Annotated in this window: 12 protein-coding genes, 1 rRNA gene and 1 pseudogene; 5 read left to right on the forward strand and 9 right to left on the reverse strand. The window is 66.9% G+C overall.

Annotation, left to right across the window (positions count from 1 at the left end; genetic code table 11):
• Nucleotides 1-13 precede the first annotated feature (13 nt).
• Nucleotides 14-126, forward strand: a 5S ribosomal RNA gene (rrf, locus tag AB1I47_RS10930).
• Nucleotides 127-509: 383 nt separating this feature from the next.
• On the opposite strand, the gene AB1I47_RS10935 is transcribed toward rrf, so the two are convergent.
• Nucleotides 510-1,046, reverse strand: a complete 537-nt coding sequence (locus AB1I47_RS10935) for a hypothetical protein (protein WP_354683774.1) — start codon at nucleotides 1,044-1,046, stop codon at nucleotides 510-512.
• Between the two features lie 20 nt (nucleotides 1,047-1,066).
• Entirely contained in the window at nucleotides 1,067-2,164 is a 1,098-nt protein-coding gene (locus tag AB1I47_RS10940; protein ID WP_475572027.1) for an extracellular catalytic domain type 2 short-chain-length polyhydroxyalkanoate depolymerase, read from the reverse strand.
• A 390-nt stretch (nucleotides 2,165-2,554) separates the two neighbouring features.
• On the opposite strand from AB1I47_RS10940, the gene AB1I47_RS10945 reads away from it, so the two are divergent.
• Complete coding sequence (locus AB1I47_RS10945) at nucleotides 2,555-3,019, forward strand: lamin tail domain-containing protein (RefSeq protein WP_354683776.1); 465 nt, start codon at nucleotides 2,555-2,557, stop codon at nucleotides 3,017-3,019.
• Between the two features lie 316 nt (nucleotides 3,020-3,335).
• On the opposite strand, the pseudogene AB1I47_RS10950 reads toward AB1I47_RS10945, so the two are convergent.
• Nucleotides 3,336-3,472, reverse strand: a pseudogene (locus AB1I47_RS10950) (YciI family protein); the annotation flags it as partial.
• A gap of 250 nt (nucleotides 3,473-3,722) precedes the next feature.
• Here AB1I47_RS10950 and AB1I47_RS10955 point away from each other — a divergent pair.
• From AB1I47_RS10955 to AB1I47_RS10965, 3 genes are read left to right on the forward strand one after another with little or no spacing between them, the layout of a single operon-like run.
• Nucleotides 3,723-4,496 (forward strand): hypothetical protein, encoded by a 774-nt coding sequence (locus tag AB1I47_RS10955; protein ID WP_354683777.1) that lies wholly within the window; start codon nucleotides 3,723-3,725, stop codon nucleotides 4,494-4,496.
• The gene (locus AB1I47_RS10960; RefSeq protein WP_354683778.1) at nucleotides 4,493-4,951 is read left to right on the forward strand and encodes a (2Fe-2S)-binding protein; all 459 of its coding nucleotides are present in this window, start codon (nucleotides 4,493-4,495) and stop codon (nucleotides 4,949-4,951) included. The genes AB1I47_RS10955 and AB1I47_RS10960 overlap by 4 nt, the downstream gene beginning before the upstream one ends.
• Nucleotides 4,952-4,960: 9 nt before the next feature.
• On the forward strand, nucleotides 4,961-7,138 hold the full coding sequence (locus AB1I47_RS10965; protein ID WP_354683779.1) for a xanthine dehydrogenase family protein molybdopterin-binding subunit: 2,178 nt from the start codon (nucleotides 4,961-4,963) through the stop codon (nucleotides 7,136-7,138).
• Nucleotides 7,139-7,155: 17 nt separating this feature from the next.
• Here AB1I47_RS10965 and puuE read toward each other — a convergent pair whose 3' ends face one another.
• From puuE to rpoD, 6 genes are all read right to left on the reverse strand, one after another.
• On the reverse strand, nucleotides 7,156-8,049 hold the full coding sequence (puuE, locus tag AB1I47_RS10970; protein WP_354683846.1) for an allantoinase PuuE: 894 nt from the start codon (nucleotides 8,047-8,049) through the stop codon (nucleotides 7,156-7,158).
• A complete protein-coding gene (locus tag AB1I47_RS10975) occupies nucleotides 8,049-8,939 on the reverse strand; it encodes a GNAT family N-acetyltransferase (protein ID WP_354683780.1) in 891 nt (296 codons plus the stop codon). The genes puuE and AB1I47_RS10975 overlap by 1 nt, the downstream gene beginning before the upstream one ends.
• Nucleotides 8,940-9,092: 153 nt before the next feature.
• Nucleotides 9,093-11,966 carry an Hsp70 family protein gene (locus AB1I47_RS10980; protein WP_407935825.1) on the reverse strand — a complete coding sequence of 958 codons (2,874 nt, stop codon included), beginning with the start codon at nucleotides 11,964-11,966 and terminating at the stop codon, nucleotides 9,093-9,095.
• Nucleotides 11,941-13,788 (reverse strand): Hsp70 family protein, encoded by a 1,848-nt coding sequence (locus AB1I47_RS10985; RefSeq protein ID WP_354683781.1) that lies wholly within the window; start codon nucleotides 13,786-13,788, stop codon nucleotides 11,941-11,943. The genes AB1I47_RS10980 and AB1I47_RS10985 overlap by 26 nt, the downstream gene beginning before the upstream one ends.
• Complete coding sequence (locus AB1I47_RS10990) at nucleotides 13,785-14,372, reverse strand: DUF2760 domain-containing protein (protein ID WP_354683782.1); 588 nt, start codon at nucleotides 14,370-14,372, stop codon at nucleotides 13,785-13,787. Before AB1I47_RS10990 ends, AB1I47_RS10985 begins: the two co-directional genes overlap by 4 nt.
• A 247-nt stretch (nucleotides 14,373-14,619) precedes the next feature.
• Nucleotides 14,620-16,590 (reverse strand): RNA polymerase sigma factor RpoD, encoded by a 1,971-nt coding sequence (gene rpoD, locus AB1I47_RS10995; RefSeq protein ID WP_354683783.1) that lies wholly within the window; start codon nucleotides 16,588-16,590, stop codon nucleotides 14,620-14,622.
• Nucleotides 16,591-16,811 lie beyond the last annotated feature (221 nt).

The following is a 16,811-nucleotide window of genomic DNA, read 5'->3' on the forward strand; positions in this document are numbered from 1 at the left end:
GCAACCCCTCATGCCTGGTGACCATAGCGAGTTGGAACCACCCCTTCCCATCCCGAACAGGTCCGTGAAACGACTCCGCGCCGATGATAGTGCGGATACCCGTGTGAAAGTAGGTCATCGCCAGGCTCTTATTCCCAAAACCCCTCGACAGCGTGTGCTGCGAGGGGTTTTGTCTTTTGCGGCGCGCTTCCGCGAGCCGCTTCGGCCCCCGCGTGGCTGTGAGTGCAATACACTTGGCAACGCCAAGCCCCCCGCCGCCAAGCGACCATGCTCGATATCCTGCGCAAGACCCACCGACGTGCTGTTCGACTCGAACCGGCGTTTCCGGCAGGCCAGGCTGTTCTCCGGCCGGCGCGGAAATGCCGGAGCCGGGTCCGCTGCCATTCATGGCGCGGCAGCTTGCTGGCGAGCTGGCCCGCATACGCGCACGGCTTGACCGCCTGAGCGAACAGTATGGCTTTCCGTACGTCGTACGATAGCGGCGCCCGGTGGCGCTGAGCTGCTGCGCGTCAGTCCCTTGATTCAGTCGGCAGCGTGCCGACAACCGGGTTCGCCACCCGCGCCGCGGCCGCCTTCTGGCCTAGCCAGTAGCCGGTGTTGACCTCGACGTTCTCCTGCAGCGTCACGAGATCCACCGCCTGGTCGCTCAACAGCAGCACGAAGCGGGCCAGCAGGTCGAATTCCTGCTCCACCAGCTTGGACATCGTATTGGCCCGCCTGACCTGGGCACGCTCCTGCAGCCAGCCGGCCCAGCCCTGCAGGTTCTGCTGTTGCTGGTCGTGCAGGCGCCTGATGATCGCTGCCTGTAGCTGGAACAGCTCGGTCCAGGTCTGCGCGTCGACGGCGAACGGGCCCAGGCTGGCGGCGGCGACGCCGTTGCCGACGGCGCGCGTGGCCCATCCGCCCAGCAGGGCATGCAAGGTCAGCGCCTGCTGCAAGGCAGCCGGATGGGCCGCCGCCATGGCGTGCTGTACGGCTTGGGCACCCTCCAGCGTCGCAACATCTTGCTGCGGCGTGGCGTGCAACATCTGCGTCATGTCGTTCATGGTCATCCTCTGCAAAGGGTTCAGCCGCCGAGACGGCTCAGCATGCCGTGGATGGCCTTGATCTGGATAGCATTGCGCGAATAGTAGTCGGGCCGGTTGGGATGCAGGTTGGAATAGCCCCACCAGTCCCAGCAACCGTCCGGGTTCTGCGTCGTGCTGTTGTCGGTGCCCTCGGCCTGCGGATAGAGCACGATGATGTTGTTGCTGTCCGCGATTTCGTTGTAGCCGGTCGTGGTGATATACCGGTTGCCATACGGCGGCTGGCTGGCGAAGTCGGACTGGCCGAAGGTGAAGTCGATAAAGTTGTAGCCCTGCTTGCAGCCGTGCAAGGCAATATGGACGCGCGCCGGGGCGCCTTCCTCCACCGCCTTGGGCACGTAGGCATAGCCGAAGCGGCTCATGCTGGCCCGCGGCTCGTTGCCGAAGAATTCGGTCTGGTCAAAGCGCAGCAGCCGCCCGCTCAGGCGCACCGAAGGCGGCTTCAGGTCTGCGTAGATATGTCGCAGGATGCTGTGCGACTGGATAAAGCCGCCGTTATTGATATACGGTGGTTGATTGGTGCCGAGGGGAGAATCCTCGGCGTTGTCGGTGATGATGGAATGGCCTGCCGGCACGCTGTCGTCGTAGGCGATGTCGCCGGATCCGACGCCAAGCAATTCATAGAACTCCCGGGTGCGCGCGACCACGGAGGAGTACACCACGCTGTCCTTGCTGCCGGTGAAGATATAAACGCGGTGCCCCCCAAGATGGGAGATGGCATCGATCTCGCCGGCCTCGGCAGTCAGGTGCGCGAGCCGCGCCAAGTGCCGCGCATCCGGCGTGGTCTGCGGCACCAGCGGATTCATGCACAGGTGCAGGGCGTTCAGCTCGTAAGCATCCTCGGCCACCGGCGCCGCGGCGCGGAACGACTCGGCGCAGCGGTAGGGGCCTCCGGCGATCACGCCAGCCCCGGCAAAGCTCGACGAATGTGCCAGATGCAGTTGCACCGTCATGAAGGCTCCGGAAGACAGGCCGGAGACGGAGCTCCTGCCTTTCTCGACCTTGTACGCGCCCAGTTGTACGACTTCGGAATGGATATCGCCCGCCATCCTGTCTCTCCCATGTTTGACCGCCGGCATTGCCCCATGATCGGCAAGACTATCGTTCCGTTTTATGTGGATTTGATGACGGCCCGGGGGCAGCCGTGATGAGACGACTCCCGCATGGCAAAGTCAATTCGGCAGAATTCACTTGAGAATTAGATCTGTCCTATCGCCGAGGGCCCGGGAAGCACCGCCGGGCGGGGCGGCCCCGCCGAATCGATCGCCCCCGTCGATTTGCCTGGCATGCACGTGCCGTTTCACGGCAGTGTCACGGACTTCTCGCCATGCTATGCGTTGAGCAGCCAGCTGAAGTCAGGACCAGTCCTGAAAAACAGGGAGCGATCGATGAACATCTAGGGTGCCGTGCGCGCGCATCGCGGAGCCCGCGCTCCCAAGGAAGCCGTCATCAACGGCGCCCGCTATGACATGAAGCTCTTTCTCGACCAGGCGACGGAGCGCTATATCCGGACTTTCTATCCCGTCTATCTCGGTCCCGCTGGCGAGGCGCCGGTGACCGAACCCGTCCCGGCCGCCGCGCCCGGTGCTGCGGCAGCGCCCATCGTGGCGGGACCAGTCAAGATCCTCGCGGCCCTGATCAATCCCGCAGGCGCCGACAGCGGCAGGGAAAAGGTCACGCTCGTCAATACCGGCACGGATCCCGTGCGGCTGGACGGCTGGTTCCTGGTGGACAAGATGAGGAACCGCTTCGGCATCGAAGACCTGGTGCTTGCGCCGGGGATCGCATCGACCATGCTGCTGCCGCGCAATTCGATTCAGCTCTCCAACAAGGGGGGCGAGATACGGCTGGTGGACCGCTCCGGTCATACGGTCCATCTTGTCACGTACTCGAAGGCGCAAGCCCAGCGGGAGGGCGAAACGATCGTGTTCTGACTGTCCAAGCCGCCGGTTTTTCTCCCCCTCTCCCGCGTGCGGGATAGGGGCCGGGGGAGGGCGGGCGCATGGCAAGCATCGCGGCGCTTCACTTCGTGGAAGCTCCTTGACCTCTCCCCTAAACGGGAGAGGGAAGAAAACACCTGCGATTTCAGCGTTGTCCGCTATCTCTACCCGCCACCCCGGAAGGCATTTTTCTTTTCGATCGCTCGCCCTGCGATATCTCCGCTTGCGGTAAGAGAAGCTCGCGTCAGCGCGCTTTGTTCGCGCTTTTCGACCTTAGCGCGCAGTCGCTCGTCCTGAGAGTTCATTGGTCTGTTCGCTGATTGTCCGAGAAGCGTACCCCTTTTCCCTGGCACTCGGGTGCGCGTCCTCGCCCGCGAGTATCACGCCTGCCTTGACGAGCGCTTCATTGAAGTTGCCCATTGCAGCAAGCAATTCCGTGGTCGGCATCTTGCCAGCTTCTAAATCGCTCGTAGCTTCAACGGCGGTGAATGCTCGCACCAGAACAGATCAGGACAGTTGAAATTAACAGTACCTTCAAGCGGCTGCGCCCAGCGCGCTCGATGACATTTGGGCAGTCAGGCGCAAAGGCGCGGCAGCGCAGGGGATGAGTGCGGTACAAGATGCACTGGGGGAGCGATTCTTGCCAGTGATCGCATCAGGCACTACAACAACAAGGCATGCCGATGAAGGAGGATCCATGAAAGATAACCCTTGCACAGATCCACTCGTCGATGCGATGCGCCGGCTGGCGGTGGGATGTGCCCTGGCACTTCCGACGCTCGCTTGCGCGGCAGGGCCCGGCGGCACGTTCCAGCCTACGCAGGTGTCCACCACGCCGGACCGCGGCGCCGGCCTGCAGGCCTTCGCGCAACTCGAGCGCGTGCTGCTGCATGCACGTTGCCTGAATTGCCACGTGCCCGACGGCCCGCTGCAGGGCGATGCCAAGCGAGTGCACTATCCACCGGTGCAGCGTGGTGTCGACGGCAAGGGCGTGCCGCCGCTGCAATGCGCTACCTGCCATGCCACGCAGAACAGCCCGCTTGCGCATGGGCCGCCCGGGCTCGACACCAACGGCGAGCCGGGCTGGCACATGCCGCCGGCGAAGATGAAGATGTCATGGCTGGGCCTGTCCGGGCCGGCGCTGTGCAAGGTCTTCCGCGAGCCCAAAACCAACGGCGGCCGTTCGCTCGCGATGCTCGAAGAACACATGGTGACCGACCACCTCGTTGCATGGGGCTGGCATCCGGGGCCGGGCCGTGAATTGCCGCCGCTCGACAAGCCGGCGTTCGACGAACAGATGCGCACCTGGATACGCAATGGCGCGCCATGCGACACGCGCGAGCCCCTGCGCACCTCGGTCGGACCCACGCGCGCCGCGGCGGACGAAGACTTCCTGAAAAACCTGCGCGACGTTGCCGGTTCGGGCGCCCTTGCCGAGATGACGCGCATCAGCCCCAGGAGCCAGCCATGATCTCCTTCCGACTGAATGGCAAGACCCAGCAAGTCGACGTGCCGGGCGACACGCCGGTGCTATGGGTGCTGCGCGACACGCTGGGCCTCACCGGCACCAAGTTCGGCTGCGGCATCGCGGTGTGCGGCGCGTGCACCGTCCATGTCGACGGCCAGCAGCGTCGCGCGTGCGTGACCCCGGTGTCCTCCATCGCCGGCCGGGAGCTGACCACGATCGAGGCCATCGGCGAGGACCGCGTAGGGCGCGCCGTCGCGGAGGCCTGGGTGCGCAACGACGTCACGCAGTGCGGCTATTGCCAGAGTGGCCAGATCATGTCGGCGGTGGCACTGCTAAAGGCCAACCGGCGACCGACCGATGCCGACATCGAACAGGCGATGAGCGCCAACCTGTGCCGCTGCGGCACATACGCGCGCATCCATGCCGCGGTCAAGGACGCGGCCAGGGCCATTGGCTGAGGAGATGTCATGAGACTCGTGGAGCAGGTAAGCGGCGGCATCGACCGGCGCACGTTCCTGAAACTGAGCATCGGCTCCGGCTTTGCGCTCTGTGCCGTTCCCATTGGCGCGCAGACGACGGCCGCTGGCGAGCCGCCCAAGCCCCCGGTGCCACCGTCGGCCTTCGTCAGTATCGATGCCGACGGCACGGTGACGGTCATCATCGGCAAGCTTGAGTTCGGGCAGGGCGTGCAGACGGCACTGCCGATGCTGGTGGCCGAGGAACTGGACGCAGACTGGAGCAAGGTGCACTGCCAACTGGCCCCGGCCGGCGAGGCCTACAAGGATCCGGTCTTCCATATGCAGATGGTCGGCGGCTCGACCAGCATGAAGAACTCGTGGACGCAGTATCGCGAGGTCGGCGCACGCATGCGCGCGATGCTGCTCGCGGCGGCGGCGAAGCGGTTCGGCGTCCCGGCCGGGCAGTTGAAGGCCGAGGCCGGCGTGGTGACCGCGCCCGACGGCCGCCGTGCCACCTACGGCGAACTGGCCGCCGCGGCGCTGGCCGAGCCGGTACCGGCAAGCGTGCCGCTGAAGTCGCCGCAGCAGTTCCGGCTGATTGGCAAGCCGACCGGCCGCCTCGATGCGCGCGACAAGTCCACTGGCAGGCAGCAGTTCGGCATCGACCTGATGCTGCCGGGCATGCGCAACGTGGTCATGGTGCATCCGCCTGTGTTCGGCGCCCGGGTGGCACGCTTCGATGCGGCGCGTGCGAAAGCGATCGCCGGCGTGGAAGAGGTCTACCAGGTGCCGCTGGTTGGTGGTGCCACCGGGCTGGCCATCGTGGCCGATGGTTTCTGGCCGGCGCGCACCGCGCGCGAGGTGCTGCAGGTGGAGTGGGACACCAGCGGCGTCGAGAAGGTGGACAGCGATGCGCTGCTGGCGCGCTATCGCGAGCTGGCGACGCAGCGCGGTTTGCAGGCCAAGGCGGCAGACACGTCGGCCCTGGCCGGCGCACCGCGCAAGATCACGGCCGAGTACATCTTTCCGTACCTGGCGCACACGCCGATGGAACCGCTCAACTGCACCATCGACTTCCGTGGCAACCAGTGCACCGTGTGGGCCGGTTCGCAGTTCCAGACGGTCGACCAGGCGGCCGTGGCAACCGTGCTCGGCCTGAAGCCGGAACACGTGACATTCAACACCATGATGGCCGGCGGGGGCTTCGGCCGGCGTGCCGTGCCCACGTCCGACTACCTGTTCGAGGCCGCGCAGGTGGCCAAGGCGAGGTATGCGGCCGGCCACCGCGAGCCGATCAAGATGATATGGATACGCGAGGACGACGTGCGCGGCGGCTATTACCGCCCGATGCATGTGCACCGCGTTGAAATCGGCCACGACGGCAAGGGCAGGGTGCTGGCGTGGAAGCACGTGATCGTCGGCCAGTCCATTACCAGCGGCACCCCGTTCGAGGCCTTCACCGTGAAAAACGGGGTCGACTCGACCATGGTCGAGGGCGTGAGCGACAGTGTCTATCCGTTCCCCATCGCGCTCGAGATCCATCATCCCAAGGTCAACGTACCGGTGTTGTGGTGGCGGTCGGTGGGGCACACGCATACGGCCTTCGTGATGGAGACCCTGGTCGATGAACTGGCGCGCGCGGGCGGGATCGATCCGGTGGCGTACCGCCACACGCTGCTGCGCGAGCACAAGCGCCACATCGCGGCACTGGACCTGGCGGTGGAGCGCTCGGGCTACGGCAAGCGGCGCCTGGCAGCAGGACGTGCCTGGGGCGTGGCGGTGCACGAATCGTTCGAGACCGTGGTTGCGTATATCGTCGAGGCCTCGATGCGCGGCAACCAGCCGGTGGTGCACCGGGTGACCGCGGCCGTCCACTGCAACATGCCGATCAATCCGCGCACGATCGAGGCGCAGGTCCAGGGCGGCCTCATCATGGGCCTTGGCACCACGCTGCCCGGCGCGCAGATCACGCTGAAGGACGGCGTGGTGCAGCAAGGCAACTGGAACGACTACCGGCTGGCCACGCATGCGGACATGCCGCCGCAGATCTCGGTGCACGTCGTGCCGTCGGCCGACCCGCCGACCGGCATTGGCGAGACCGCGGTGCCGCCGATTGCGCCCGCACTGGCCAACGCGGTCGCGGCGCTTACCGGCAAGCGGCATCGCAGCCTGCCGTTCAGCGCGTAGCGGCAGGGTGGTGGCCGCTAGGCAGGATGCTGCGCCATCCAGTGCCTGGCGATGTCTTCGCGCCGACAGATCCACACGCCATCATGACCCCGCACGTAGTCAAGAAAGCGCGCCAGCGCGATGGCACGTGCGGGGTGGCCGCTGATGCGGGCATGCAATCCGACGCTCATCATCTTCGGCTTCTGCGCCCCTTCGTGCCAGAGCTGCTCAAACGCGTCGCGCAGCGTACGGTAGAAATCCTCGCCTGAGGCAAAGCCATCGGGCAGCAGATAGCGTGCGTCGTTGTTGACCAGGGTATAGGGAATCACGAGCTGCGGGGGCGTTCCAGGCAGCCAGTAGGGCAGGTCATCGTTGTAGGCATCCGAGCTGTAGAGGAAGCCGCCTTCTTCCTGGATCAGGCGCCGGGTGTTGTGGCTGACGCGCCCCGTGTACCAGCCCACCGGGCGCTTGCCGCAGGTCCGCTCGATGGCCTCGATCGTCAGGCGGATATGGCGCCGCTCCTCGTCTTCCGGCACGTCCCGATAGTCGATCCAGTGGTAGCCATGTCCCGCCACTTCGTGCCCCGCGGCGCTGAGCGCTTGTCCGATCTGCGGATTGAGCTCCAGGGCGCGACCCACGGCGAACGCGGTCAGTGGGAGGCTGCGCTCGCCGAACAGGTCCAGCAATCGCCAGACGCCCGCGCGCGCCCCGTACTCATACATGCTCTCGACGCTCCAGTCGCGCTCTGCCTCGCGCGGCGGCCGGCCGGGCAGTTCGTGCAGGTACGCTTCGGAGCGGGCATCGCCGTTGAGCACGGTGGATTCCGCGCCTTCCTCGATATTCAGCACAAACTGTACCGCCACACGTGCGCCACCAGGCCAGTGCGGATGGGGCGGAGCGTTGCCGTAGCCGGTCAGTTCGCGTGCTGGCATCATCCGAGCTCGAAGGTCGTGATGCCGAAGATCCGCGCGTGCACCAGGCCCGGCTCCGGCCCGAGATACATGCGCGCGCAGCCGAATACTTCGGTCATGCCATGCCGATGGGCCAGTTCCATGGCGGCGGGGTGATTCTCCGGTACGTCGAGAAAGAGCGGGCCGCCCGCCGCGAACGCTGCCAGGCGTGCGTAGAGCGCTTCGGCGGCCTCGGCATCATCCGCGAACAGCGGTCCGATCTTGCAGCCTTCCCCGCAACGGCGCACCACACCATATCCGCTCAGCCTGCCCTGGCGCAGATGCCCCAGCGCCAGCGCATCGGCCTGCCGGATCCAGCCTTTCAGGAAAGCCGGGCGTGGGGCAGGAAAGCATGAGCGGTCGTACTCGAGCAACTGGTCGAACGCCACCTCGTCCAGCAGCACGACGCTTTCATCCCCGGATGGCGGCACGGGTGGAGCAGCCGACGTATCCGACGTATCCGGGACATCGGCACGAAAGCGCAGGTTGCGATGCGAGAAGACGAAGCCGCCCCGGGCGTAGTAATCCTGCATGGTGAATACGCCATCGAGCCCGATGCTTGCGCCGGGCTGCAGGCGGGCAAGGAGCCGGTCCCGGCGGGCATGCCACAGCACGTTGCCGAGCCCCCGGCCGCGAAATTCCGGCCGGACGATAAAGAAGCCCATAAAGCCGAATTCGCCGTTGTAGGAGGTGATGGCGCCGCCGCCAATCAGCTCCCCGTCGAGTTCCGCCGCGATAAAGGCATCGGGGTCCGTGGCCCAGAACAGTTCCGCGTCGTGCAGACCGGGATTCCACCCCTCGCGTGCCGCCCAGCCGACCAGCTGGTCCAACTCGGCACGCGTCATATTCCGAATGACAGGGTCGTCTGACATCGCAATCTCCTTTGGCACACGTGGCGCCAGCCATACCGCCTCAGAAATCCATCTTACGGCCGCTGATGCGAAGCTGCCATGCTGCAATGAAGCATTGGCCTATCACGCCAGGGAGATGATGAAGGGGGCGGCGCTGTGCCAGCCGGGGAGCCTTTATCCGGCGATCAGTTTGAGGCCGGCGGGCAGCGCCTCCCCAAACACCCGGCCTTCGTCGGCCGCATCCAGCTCCACGGCCTCCCGCACCATGGCGATCCAGCTTTGCGGCGCGTTGGCGGCTTCGAGCCGGCGCACCACAGCCGCGCGGATCTCGTCAGGCAGGTCCCTGCTGCGATCGCCGGTCATGCGTGCGATCTGCACGGCGGCGAACGGCGCTGGCTCGACCTTCTTCCAGTCGAGCGCAAGGATCGCGTCCACCCATTGCGTGGCGACCTCGGGCGGCACGACGCTGTGCGCGCTGCCATAGAACGGCCGGCGCGCGCCGATGCGGCCCACGGCCCACCAGCCCTGGTTGTTCTCCGAAGGCTTGCGCAGCCGGGTCAGCAGCCATTCAGCGAGCTCGATCTTGGAGTCGGCGGGGATGCGCTCCAGCGACCCGGCAAGGCGCACCATATCGGCATAACCGGCGCGGGCGGGCCCGGCGGGCTTCTTGTAGCGGGTGCTGCCGGGTGGCTGCAGGTAGAAGGCCATGTCTTCCAGCAAGCGCAGCTGCGCGCTTTCATCCAGGCCGCCGGCCGCGCGCCGCCAAAGCGTCCACCACTCCGACCAGTTCTGGCTTTCGTTGACGTACTGGATCCCCTGGTCGTACAGCGACCAGAGCTGGCCGACGCGCCATTCGTCGAGCGGATAGCCGAAGCCGGGTCGCACGCAATAGCCGGCCAGGTTCAGCCACAGGCGTTCATGGTCGGCCGTGCGCCGCCGGCGCCGCGCGCGTTCCCAGAAGGCGCCGAACAGCTCGCGCAGCAGGGCGCTGTCCCACTGCTCGCGCTTGCCCAGCAACTGCTCCAGTTGCGCACGCAGCCGCCTGACTTCCTTGGGATCGACCTCTTGCGAGCGCGTGCCAAAGGTGCGGTCGATCGCATCGAGGGCCTGGGGCAGGGAAGGGTGTGCCGTCTCCGTGGCGGGCGCCCCGGTTTGGGCATCGTTGCCACGCAACTGGAATTCGAGGCGCCATCGCTGCGCGGCATCCGCAATGTCGATGCAGTGGACTTCGAGCGTGCCGACCTCGGTCAGCGAGGTGGTGAGCTGCACCGGCGTTTCCCGTGGCCCGGCGGCGCCACGCGGCTGCACCACGGTGGCAATCGGCGGCAGGCGCACGAAATCGCCCGTCGACAGCTCGGTCAGTTCACCCGGCTGATAGCCCGTGTCGGCGACGGAGGAAACCAGGTGGAATTGCACCGGATGCCCGAGCCGCAAGGCAAAGGTGCGATCGCTGAGGTGGATCTCATGGCCTTCTTCCGTGCCGCGCGGCAGCAGGCAGATCCCTTGCTGCCCCGACGTGCCATCGTCCAGGACGAGAAAGAAACTGCGCGGCGAGCCGCCGCCGATGCGCGGGGCCTGGCCGGTACGCGCCCGCGCATACGCGACCGCGCCGCGCGCGACGGCGACATCGGGATCGTCGTTGTGCAGCACATGCAGCGGCGCTTCGCGCCACGTGCCCAGCGTGTCGGCGATACGGTCCGCCAGCGCGGCGGCCCGGAACACGCCACCGTTGAGCAGCAGCGTGTCGGGCATCGGCAAGTCATCGGCCTGCGTCTGTGGCGCATCCAGTGCCGCCCGCGATTGCGCGGCGTGCTGGCTCAGGAAGGCCGCAACGTGCCGGGTCACGCCCGGATCGGAGGCATATGGCAGTCCGAACTCGACAATGGCGCCCCGGGCGCGTCCGGGTCGCTCGCTGGACGGCACCTTGGGGAAGAAGCCGTCGACGACGAGCTGTTCGACCTCCTGCCGCGTCACTTCCACCGAGCGCGCCCCGCCGACCAGCCGCGAGCCCGCGCCCAGCAGCGTCACCGTGACCGAGTCCGGTGCCTGCGCGCTGAGCAGTTGTTCCTTGGCGGCGCGGCAGCGCGCGACCAGCTGCGACAGGCTGGCCGCCGACAGCCGCGCCTGCGCGGGCGCCTCTGACGCCCCGGACACTAACCGCGCTTCGACCAGATGCGCCAGCGCCAGGTCCATATTGTCGCCGCCGAGCATCAGGTGGTTGCCCACGCCGATGCGGGTCAGCTGCGGCTGACCGTCCTGCATGTCCACCCGGATCAGCGTGAGGTCAGTGGTGCCGCCGCCGACGTCGCAGATCAGCACCAGGCGTGTCTGCGCCAGTTCAGTATCCAGGGTCCGGCGATGATGGAACAGCCAGTCGTAGAGCGCGGCTTGCGGTTCTTCCAGCAGGCGCAGCGCTGGCAGCCCCGCCAGGCGCGCCGCTTCCAGCGTCAGCGCGCGTGCGCCTTCATCGAAGGAGGCGGGCACGGTGAGCACCACGTCCTGCTGCTCGAGCGGCGCATCGGGAAAGCGGTGGTTCCATGCCGCGCACACATAGCCCAGGTAGCTCGCGCTGGCGACCACCGGCGAGATCTTGTCGACATCGTCGTGGCCGCCCCATGGCAGGATGGGCGCGGTCCGGTCGACCGAAGCGTGCGACAGCCAGCTCTTTGCGCTGGCCACCAGCCGACCGGGCACCTGCGCGCCGAGCGTGGCCGCAAGGCGGCCGAACACGGTGCGGCGCGCCGCGGCGCTGGCGGCGGATTGCCACGGCAACTGCAAGTCATCGCCGCTGAGCTCGCCCGGCGCCGCGTGGTAGCGCACCGAGGGCAGCAAGGGGCGAGCCGCGACCTCGCCGGGCGCGACCAGCTGGTCGATCCCGAAGACACGGATATCGTCCGATCCGGCCTTCGCATAGGCGACCACCGTATTGCTGGTGCCGAGGTCGATGCCGACGACGTACTGCTTTATCGTCGGCCGCGTCGGCCCCCTCGGCCCCCTGGGCCCCCTCGGCCCGTTCACTGCTTCAGGCATCGGCGTTGCCGCGCACATCGAACTCCACTTTCCAGCGCTCGCCGTTGCCGCGCGGCACGGCCTCGAGTTCCAGCGTGCCGGCCTCGGTCACGCGCGCATGCAGCCTGACCGGTACCACTTCGCCTGCGGTTCGGCCTTCGGCCGGCAGGGTCGCCTGGATTTCCTCCAGCTCCTGCAATTCCTCAGGGCCCCAGACATCGAGCAGGGTACCGACCTGGTCCTGGCGGCGCACCGACGAGCCGAAGAAGCGGAAGTGCACGGGCTCGCCCACCACCAGGCCGAATTCCTGCGGCGGCAGCGCGGCCTCGGTTCCTTCCTCCATGCCGAACGGCGCCACGCACAGTGCCTGCACCGGGGGCTCGAAGCCAGGCACGGCAGGCATCGACGATTCCACGGCAATGTAGTAGGCGCGCGCGGTGCCGCCACGGATGCGCACCCCCTTGCCGCGCCGCACGTAGCCGTAATAGGCGGCGCCCCGTGCCACCGCGAGGTCCAGCTCGGCGCCGTCAAGCAGGCGCGCCGGCGCCGCGCCTTCGGTGCCGAGCCAGCCATTGAGCGTCTGCAGGATGCGGTCCACCAGCAGGCCCGACTTGAACACGCCGCCATTGAACAGCACGGCGGTCGGATGGAGCAACGTCGCGCTTTCCGGCTGTGCGCGCTGCAGGCCTTCCAACTCGGCCAGCGCCCCCACCTGGCGGCCCAGGAACGCGGCCAGGTGCCGCGTGATGGCCGCGTCCTGCGCATAGGGCAGGCCAAGCTGGGTCAGGCCGGCGCGCGCACGGCTCACGGGGCGGGCCGAGGCCTCCACCTGCGGGAAAAACCCTTCCAGGATGGTCTGGGTCAGCTCGGTGCGGGTCAGGTCCGTGCGGATCGAGCCGCCGATCAGCCTGGAGCCCCGGCTTGGCACGACCAGCGGCACGGTATCGGTCTCCGGGTCGGTCAGCAGCGTTTCCTTGGCCGCGCGGCAGGCGTAGGTCAGCGCGCGCAGTTGCCACGGATCGGCCTGCGTGCCCTGGGCCGCCAGCTTGCGCGCCACCACGTGGGCGAGCGCCAGGTCCATGTTGTCGCCACCGAGCAGGATATGGTCGCCCACGGCTACACGGTGCAGTTCGAGATTGCCTTCGCGCTCGATCACGGCGATCAGCGACAGGTCGGTGGTGCCGCCACCGACGTCTACCACGAGGATGATGTCGCCGACCTTCACCTGCTTGCGCCAGTGGCCGTCGCTCTTCTGGATCCAGCTATAAAGCGCGGCCTGCGGTTCCTCGAGCAGCGTCATGCGGTCATAGCCCGCCGCGGCGGCCGCCTCGGCCGTCAGCTCGCGTGCGGCCGGGTCGAACGAGGCGGGAATCGTCACCGTGATGTCCTGCTCGGCAAACGGTGCGTCAGGGTGGGCCTGGTCCCACGCTTCGCGCAGGTGGGTCAGGTAGCGCACCGAAGCCTCCAGCGGCGACACGCGCGGCACTTCAGGCGGTGCGTCGTTAGGCAGGATGGGCGAGCGGCGGTCGACGCCCGGATGGCAAAGCCAGCTCTTCGCGCTCGACACCAGCCGGATCGGCGTGGCCGCGCCGCGGCTGCGCGCCATCTCGCCCACCGCGAAGTCGCGCCCGGCGTTCCACGGCAGCCCCAGGTCGCCCGGGGCGAGTTCGCTGGCGTGCGGCAGGTACAGGAAGGAGGGCAGCAGGTCGAGGTCTTCGACGGCCCCCGGCGCGGTCAGCTGCGTGATGGGCAGCACGCGCTGGCTGGTCTTCTCGCCATCGCTGGCGGCCAGGTCGACGTAGGAAACGGCGCTATGGGTGGTGCCCAGGTCAATGCCGATGGAATAACGGGCTTCGCTCACAGTTCCACCTCCGCGGGGGCGATCACGGTGGCGTCATGGCGTTCGGCCACGCGAGGCAGGCGCACTGCCTCGACCTTCCAGCCGCGGTGGCTGATGCTGCCATGGAACGGCGCGCTGCCCACCACGTTGCCGGTCAGGCGGATGGCGCTGGCGTCAAAGCCGTCGGCCAGCGTCACGCGGCTGCCCTCGGCTTCCTCGCGCACCGGACGGATGGTGAAATGCTCGCGCAGCACCGCGCGGCAGCCATCGTGCACCAGGCGCGCGGCCGCACCGATCTCGGTGTCGGAATAGCCCGCGATGTCTTCCTCGACGAAGTCGACAAAGCGTGCGTCGCGCTGGAGCAGTCCCAGCAACTGCAGGGCCGCCACCGGGCTCGCTTCTTTCAGTACGGGGGCGGCAGCTTCGGCTACCGGGGCGGGTGCGGGCGCGGGGGCTGCTACGGGTGCCGGCGCCGCCGGAGCCAGTCCCTCGCCGTCACGCAGGCGCTTTACGCTGGCCGCGAATTCACGGTTGCCGAGGATGGTGAAGAAGGTGCCCACGGCAAGCGAGACCCTGCCGAAAAAAGATAGGTTCGAGTCAGTCATGGAAAGGCTCCTGTGTGCGCTGTTGCAGGACGAGCTGTCCGCTTGCCGCGCCGGCTACCAGATGGGGCCCGAGGCTGTGTGTGCTTCGGAAGCGGGGCGCAGACCGGGTGTCGGTCTCTTTGTTCCGGCCCGTCGGGCCTGCCAGCACCGGATTTTGCACCAACAAATGTGTCAGGCGGCCCATTTGCGCGTCGCTGACACGGGAACCCCCCATGCAGAGGGTGCCCGTGCATGCGACCGGCAACGATCAGGCGTCGCGCAGGTAGGTGATCAGCTGCTCTGCGCGGCTCGGGTGCCGCAGCTTCTTCATCGCCTTGCTTTCGATCTGCCGGATCCGCTCGCGGGTGACATCGAACTGCTTGCCGACTTCTTCCAGCGTGTAGTCGGTTGCCATATCGATGCCGAAGCGCATCCGCAGCACCTTGGCTTCGCGGGGCGTGAGCTCGTCGAGCATCTCGCGCACGACGGCGCGCAGGCCCGCCTGCAATGCGGCGTCGGCGGGCGTGGCCGTGTCCGAATCGGCAATCATGTCGCCCAGGTTGGTATCGCCGTCCTCGCCCACCGGCGTCTCCATCGACACCGGCTCTTTGGCGATCTTCATGATCGCGCGGACCTTGTCTTCCGTGATCTCCATGCGCTCGGCGAGCACGGCCGGATCCGGTTCCTTGCCGGTCTGCTGCATGATCTCGCGCGACAGGCGATTGAGCTTGTTGATCTGCTCGATCATATGCACCGGGACGCGAATGGTCCGGGCCTGGTCGGCGATGGCCCGCGTCACAGCCTGGCGCACCCACCACGTCGCGTAGGTGGAGAATTTCCAGCCGCGGCGATATTCGAACTTGTCGACCGCCTTCATCAGGCCGATATTGCCTTCCTGGATCAGATCCAGGAACTGCATCCCGCGGTTGGTGTACTTCTTGGCAATCGAGATCACCAGGCGCAGGTTGGCCTGCGTCATCTCATGCTTGGCCTGCCGCATCTGCCGCTCGGCGGCCAGCATCTTGCGGTTGACAGTTTTCAGTTCCGGCAGCGACAGCGCAGCCCGGGCCTGGATGTCGATCAGCTTCTGCTGATGCGACTCCAGGTCGGGCAGCGCCCGCGCGACTGCGGCGCTGTACGGACGGGACTGGGCGGCAAGCTCCTGGCCCCAGGCGAGGTTGGTTTCATTGCCGGGGAAGCGGGCGATGACTTCCTCACGCTCCATCCCGCAGCGATCGACCAGCAGCTGAACGACCTGGCGCTCGACGGTGCGAACCTCGTCCACCATTGCCTGGACGCTGGCGCACAGGCGCTCGATGGTCTTCGCGGTAAAGCGGATCGTGCGCAATTCGTCGCGCACCGCATCCCTTGCGGACACGAATGCTGCCGACCCCGGGCCATTGGCGGCGCCTTCCTCGCTCATCCGCTCGAATTGCGCGGCGACGCGCGCGAACCGCTTCAGGCATTCGTCGCGCAGCTGGGTCAGGTCGGTTTCGCCGGTCTGCTGGGTGGTCGTGCCTTCGTCGGCGCTGTCTTCCGCGTCGTCATCGTCCTCGTCGGCGCTGTCGGCGCTGTCGTCCGTGTCGTCAGTTGCCGCCGCCGTGGGCTCGGGCATGCTCTCGTCGCTCAGGCCGTCGACCAGCTCGTCGATGCCGATTTCATTGGCGGCGACGCGGCCCGACAGCTCGAGAATCGTGGCGATGGTGGACGGGCAGGCCGAGATGGCATGCACCATATTGTTCAGGCCGTCCTCGATCCGCTTGGCAAGCTCGACTTCCTGCTTGCGCGTGAGCAGCGTTGCCGAGCTCATCTCGCGCATGTACATGCGCACGGGGTCGGTCGTCCGGCCGAACTCGGAGTCCACGGTCGCCAGCGCTACCTCGGCCTCCTCTTCGGCCTGGTCGTCCGAGGCCACCACCGCGCCATCGGTCAGCAGCAGCGTCTCGGCGTCCGGGGTCTGCTCATAGATCTTCACGCCCATCTCGGCGAACGTGTTGACGATGCTCTCCATCGCCGCCGTGTCCGTGAAGTTATCCGGCAGATGGTCGCTGATATCCGCGTGGGTCAGATAACCGCGCTGTTTGCCCAGCTGGATCAGCGCGCGCAATTGCTGGCTACGCGCGGCGGCCTCGGTCGAGGGATCAGGCTGCGCCGTCGACCCTGCGTTTGCATGGCCAGAGTCCTTGACTGCGCCTGCTTCTCTTGTCTTGGCTGCCGTTCGTTGTGCGCCGCTTGTCATTTACTGCTGTTTCCTTCTTAAATCGCCTGGCTGCAGTGCGCACGCTTGCGTGCTTACCGGCCTGCTGTCAAGGCTTGAGGGGTTCGGGTTGGCGAGGGGCGCAACATCGGGGGCGCCGTGGCCATGGAATCGGGGCCGCTATTCTACAGCCATTGCTGCATCGCAGCACATGAGGACGCGAGCGGGCGCGCGAAAACGGATACTGTACCGGCTTTTCCGGT

This window comes from Cupriavidus necator (assembly GCF_040578825.1).
Classification (GTDB): domain Bacteria; phylum Pseudomonadota; class Gammaproteobacteria; order Burkholderiales; family Burkholderiaceae; genus Cupriavidus; species Cupriavidus necator_E.

Bases quoted from the DNA above. Each gene is read 5' to 3' on its own strand.
- AB1I47_RS10935 (WP_354683774.1), bottom strand. From the start codon at position 1,046: ATGAACGACATGACGCAGATGTTGCACGCCACGCCGCAGCAAGATGTT.
- AB1I47_RS10940 (WP_475572027.1), bottom strand. From the start codon at position 2,164: ATGCCGGCGGTCAAACATGGGAGAGACAGGATGGCGGGCGATATCCAT.
- AB1I47_RS10945 (WP_354683776.1), top strand. From the start codon at position 2,555: ATGAAGCTCTTTCTCGACCAGGCGACGGAGCGCTATATCCGGACTTTC.
- AB1I47_RS10955 (WP_354683777.1), top strand. From the start codon at position 3,723: ATGAAAGATAACCCTTGCACAGATCCACTCGTCGATGCGATGCGCCGG.
- AB1I47_RS10960 (WP_354683778.1), top strand. From the start codon at position 4,493: ATGATCTCCTTCCGACTGAATGGCAAGACCCAGCAAGTCGACGTGCCG.
- AB1I47_RS10965 (WP_354683779.1), top strand. From the start codon at position 4,961: ATGAGACTCGTGGAGCAGGTAAGCGGCGGCATCGACCGGCGCACGTTC.
- puuE (WP_354683846.1), bottom strand. From the start codon at position 8,049: ATGCCAGCACGCGAACTGACCGGCTACGGCAACGCTCCGCCCCATCCG.
- AB1I47_RS10975 (WP_354683780.1), bottom strand. From the start codon at position 8,939: ATGTCAGACGACCCTGTCATTCGGAATATGACGCGTGCCGAGTTGGAC.
- AB1I47_RS10980 (WP_407935825.1), bottom strand. From the start codon at position 11,966: ATGTGCGCGGCAACGCCGATGCCTGAAGCAGTGAACGGGCCGAGGGGG.
- AB1I47_RS10990 (WP_354683782.1), bottom strand. From the start codon at position 14,372: ATGACTGACTCGAACCTATCTTTTTTCGGCAGGGTCTCGCTTGCCGTG.
- rpoD (WP_354683783.1), bottom strand. From the start codon at position 16,590: ATGACAAGCGGCGCACAACGAACGGCAGCCAAGACAAGAGAAGCAGGC.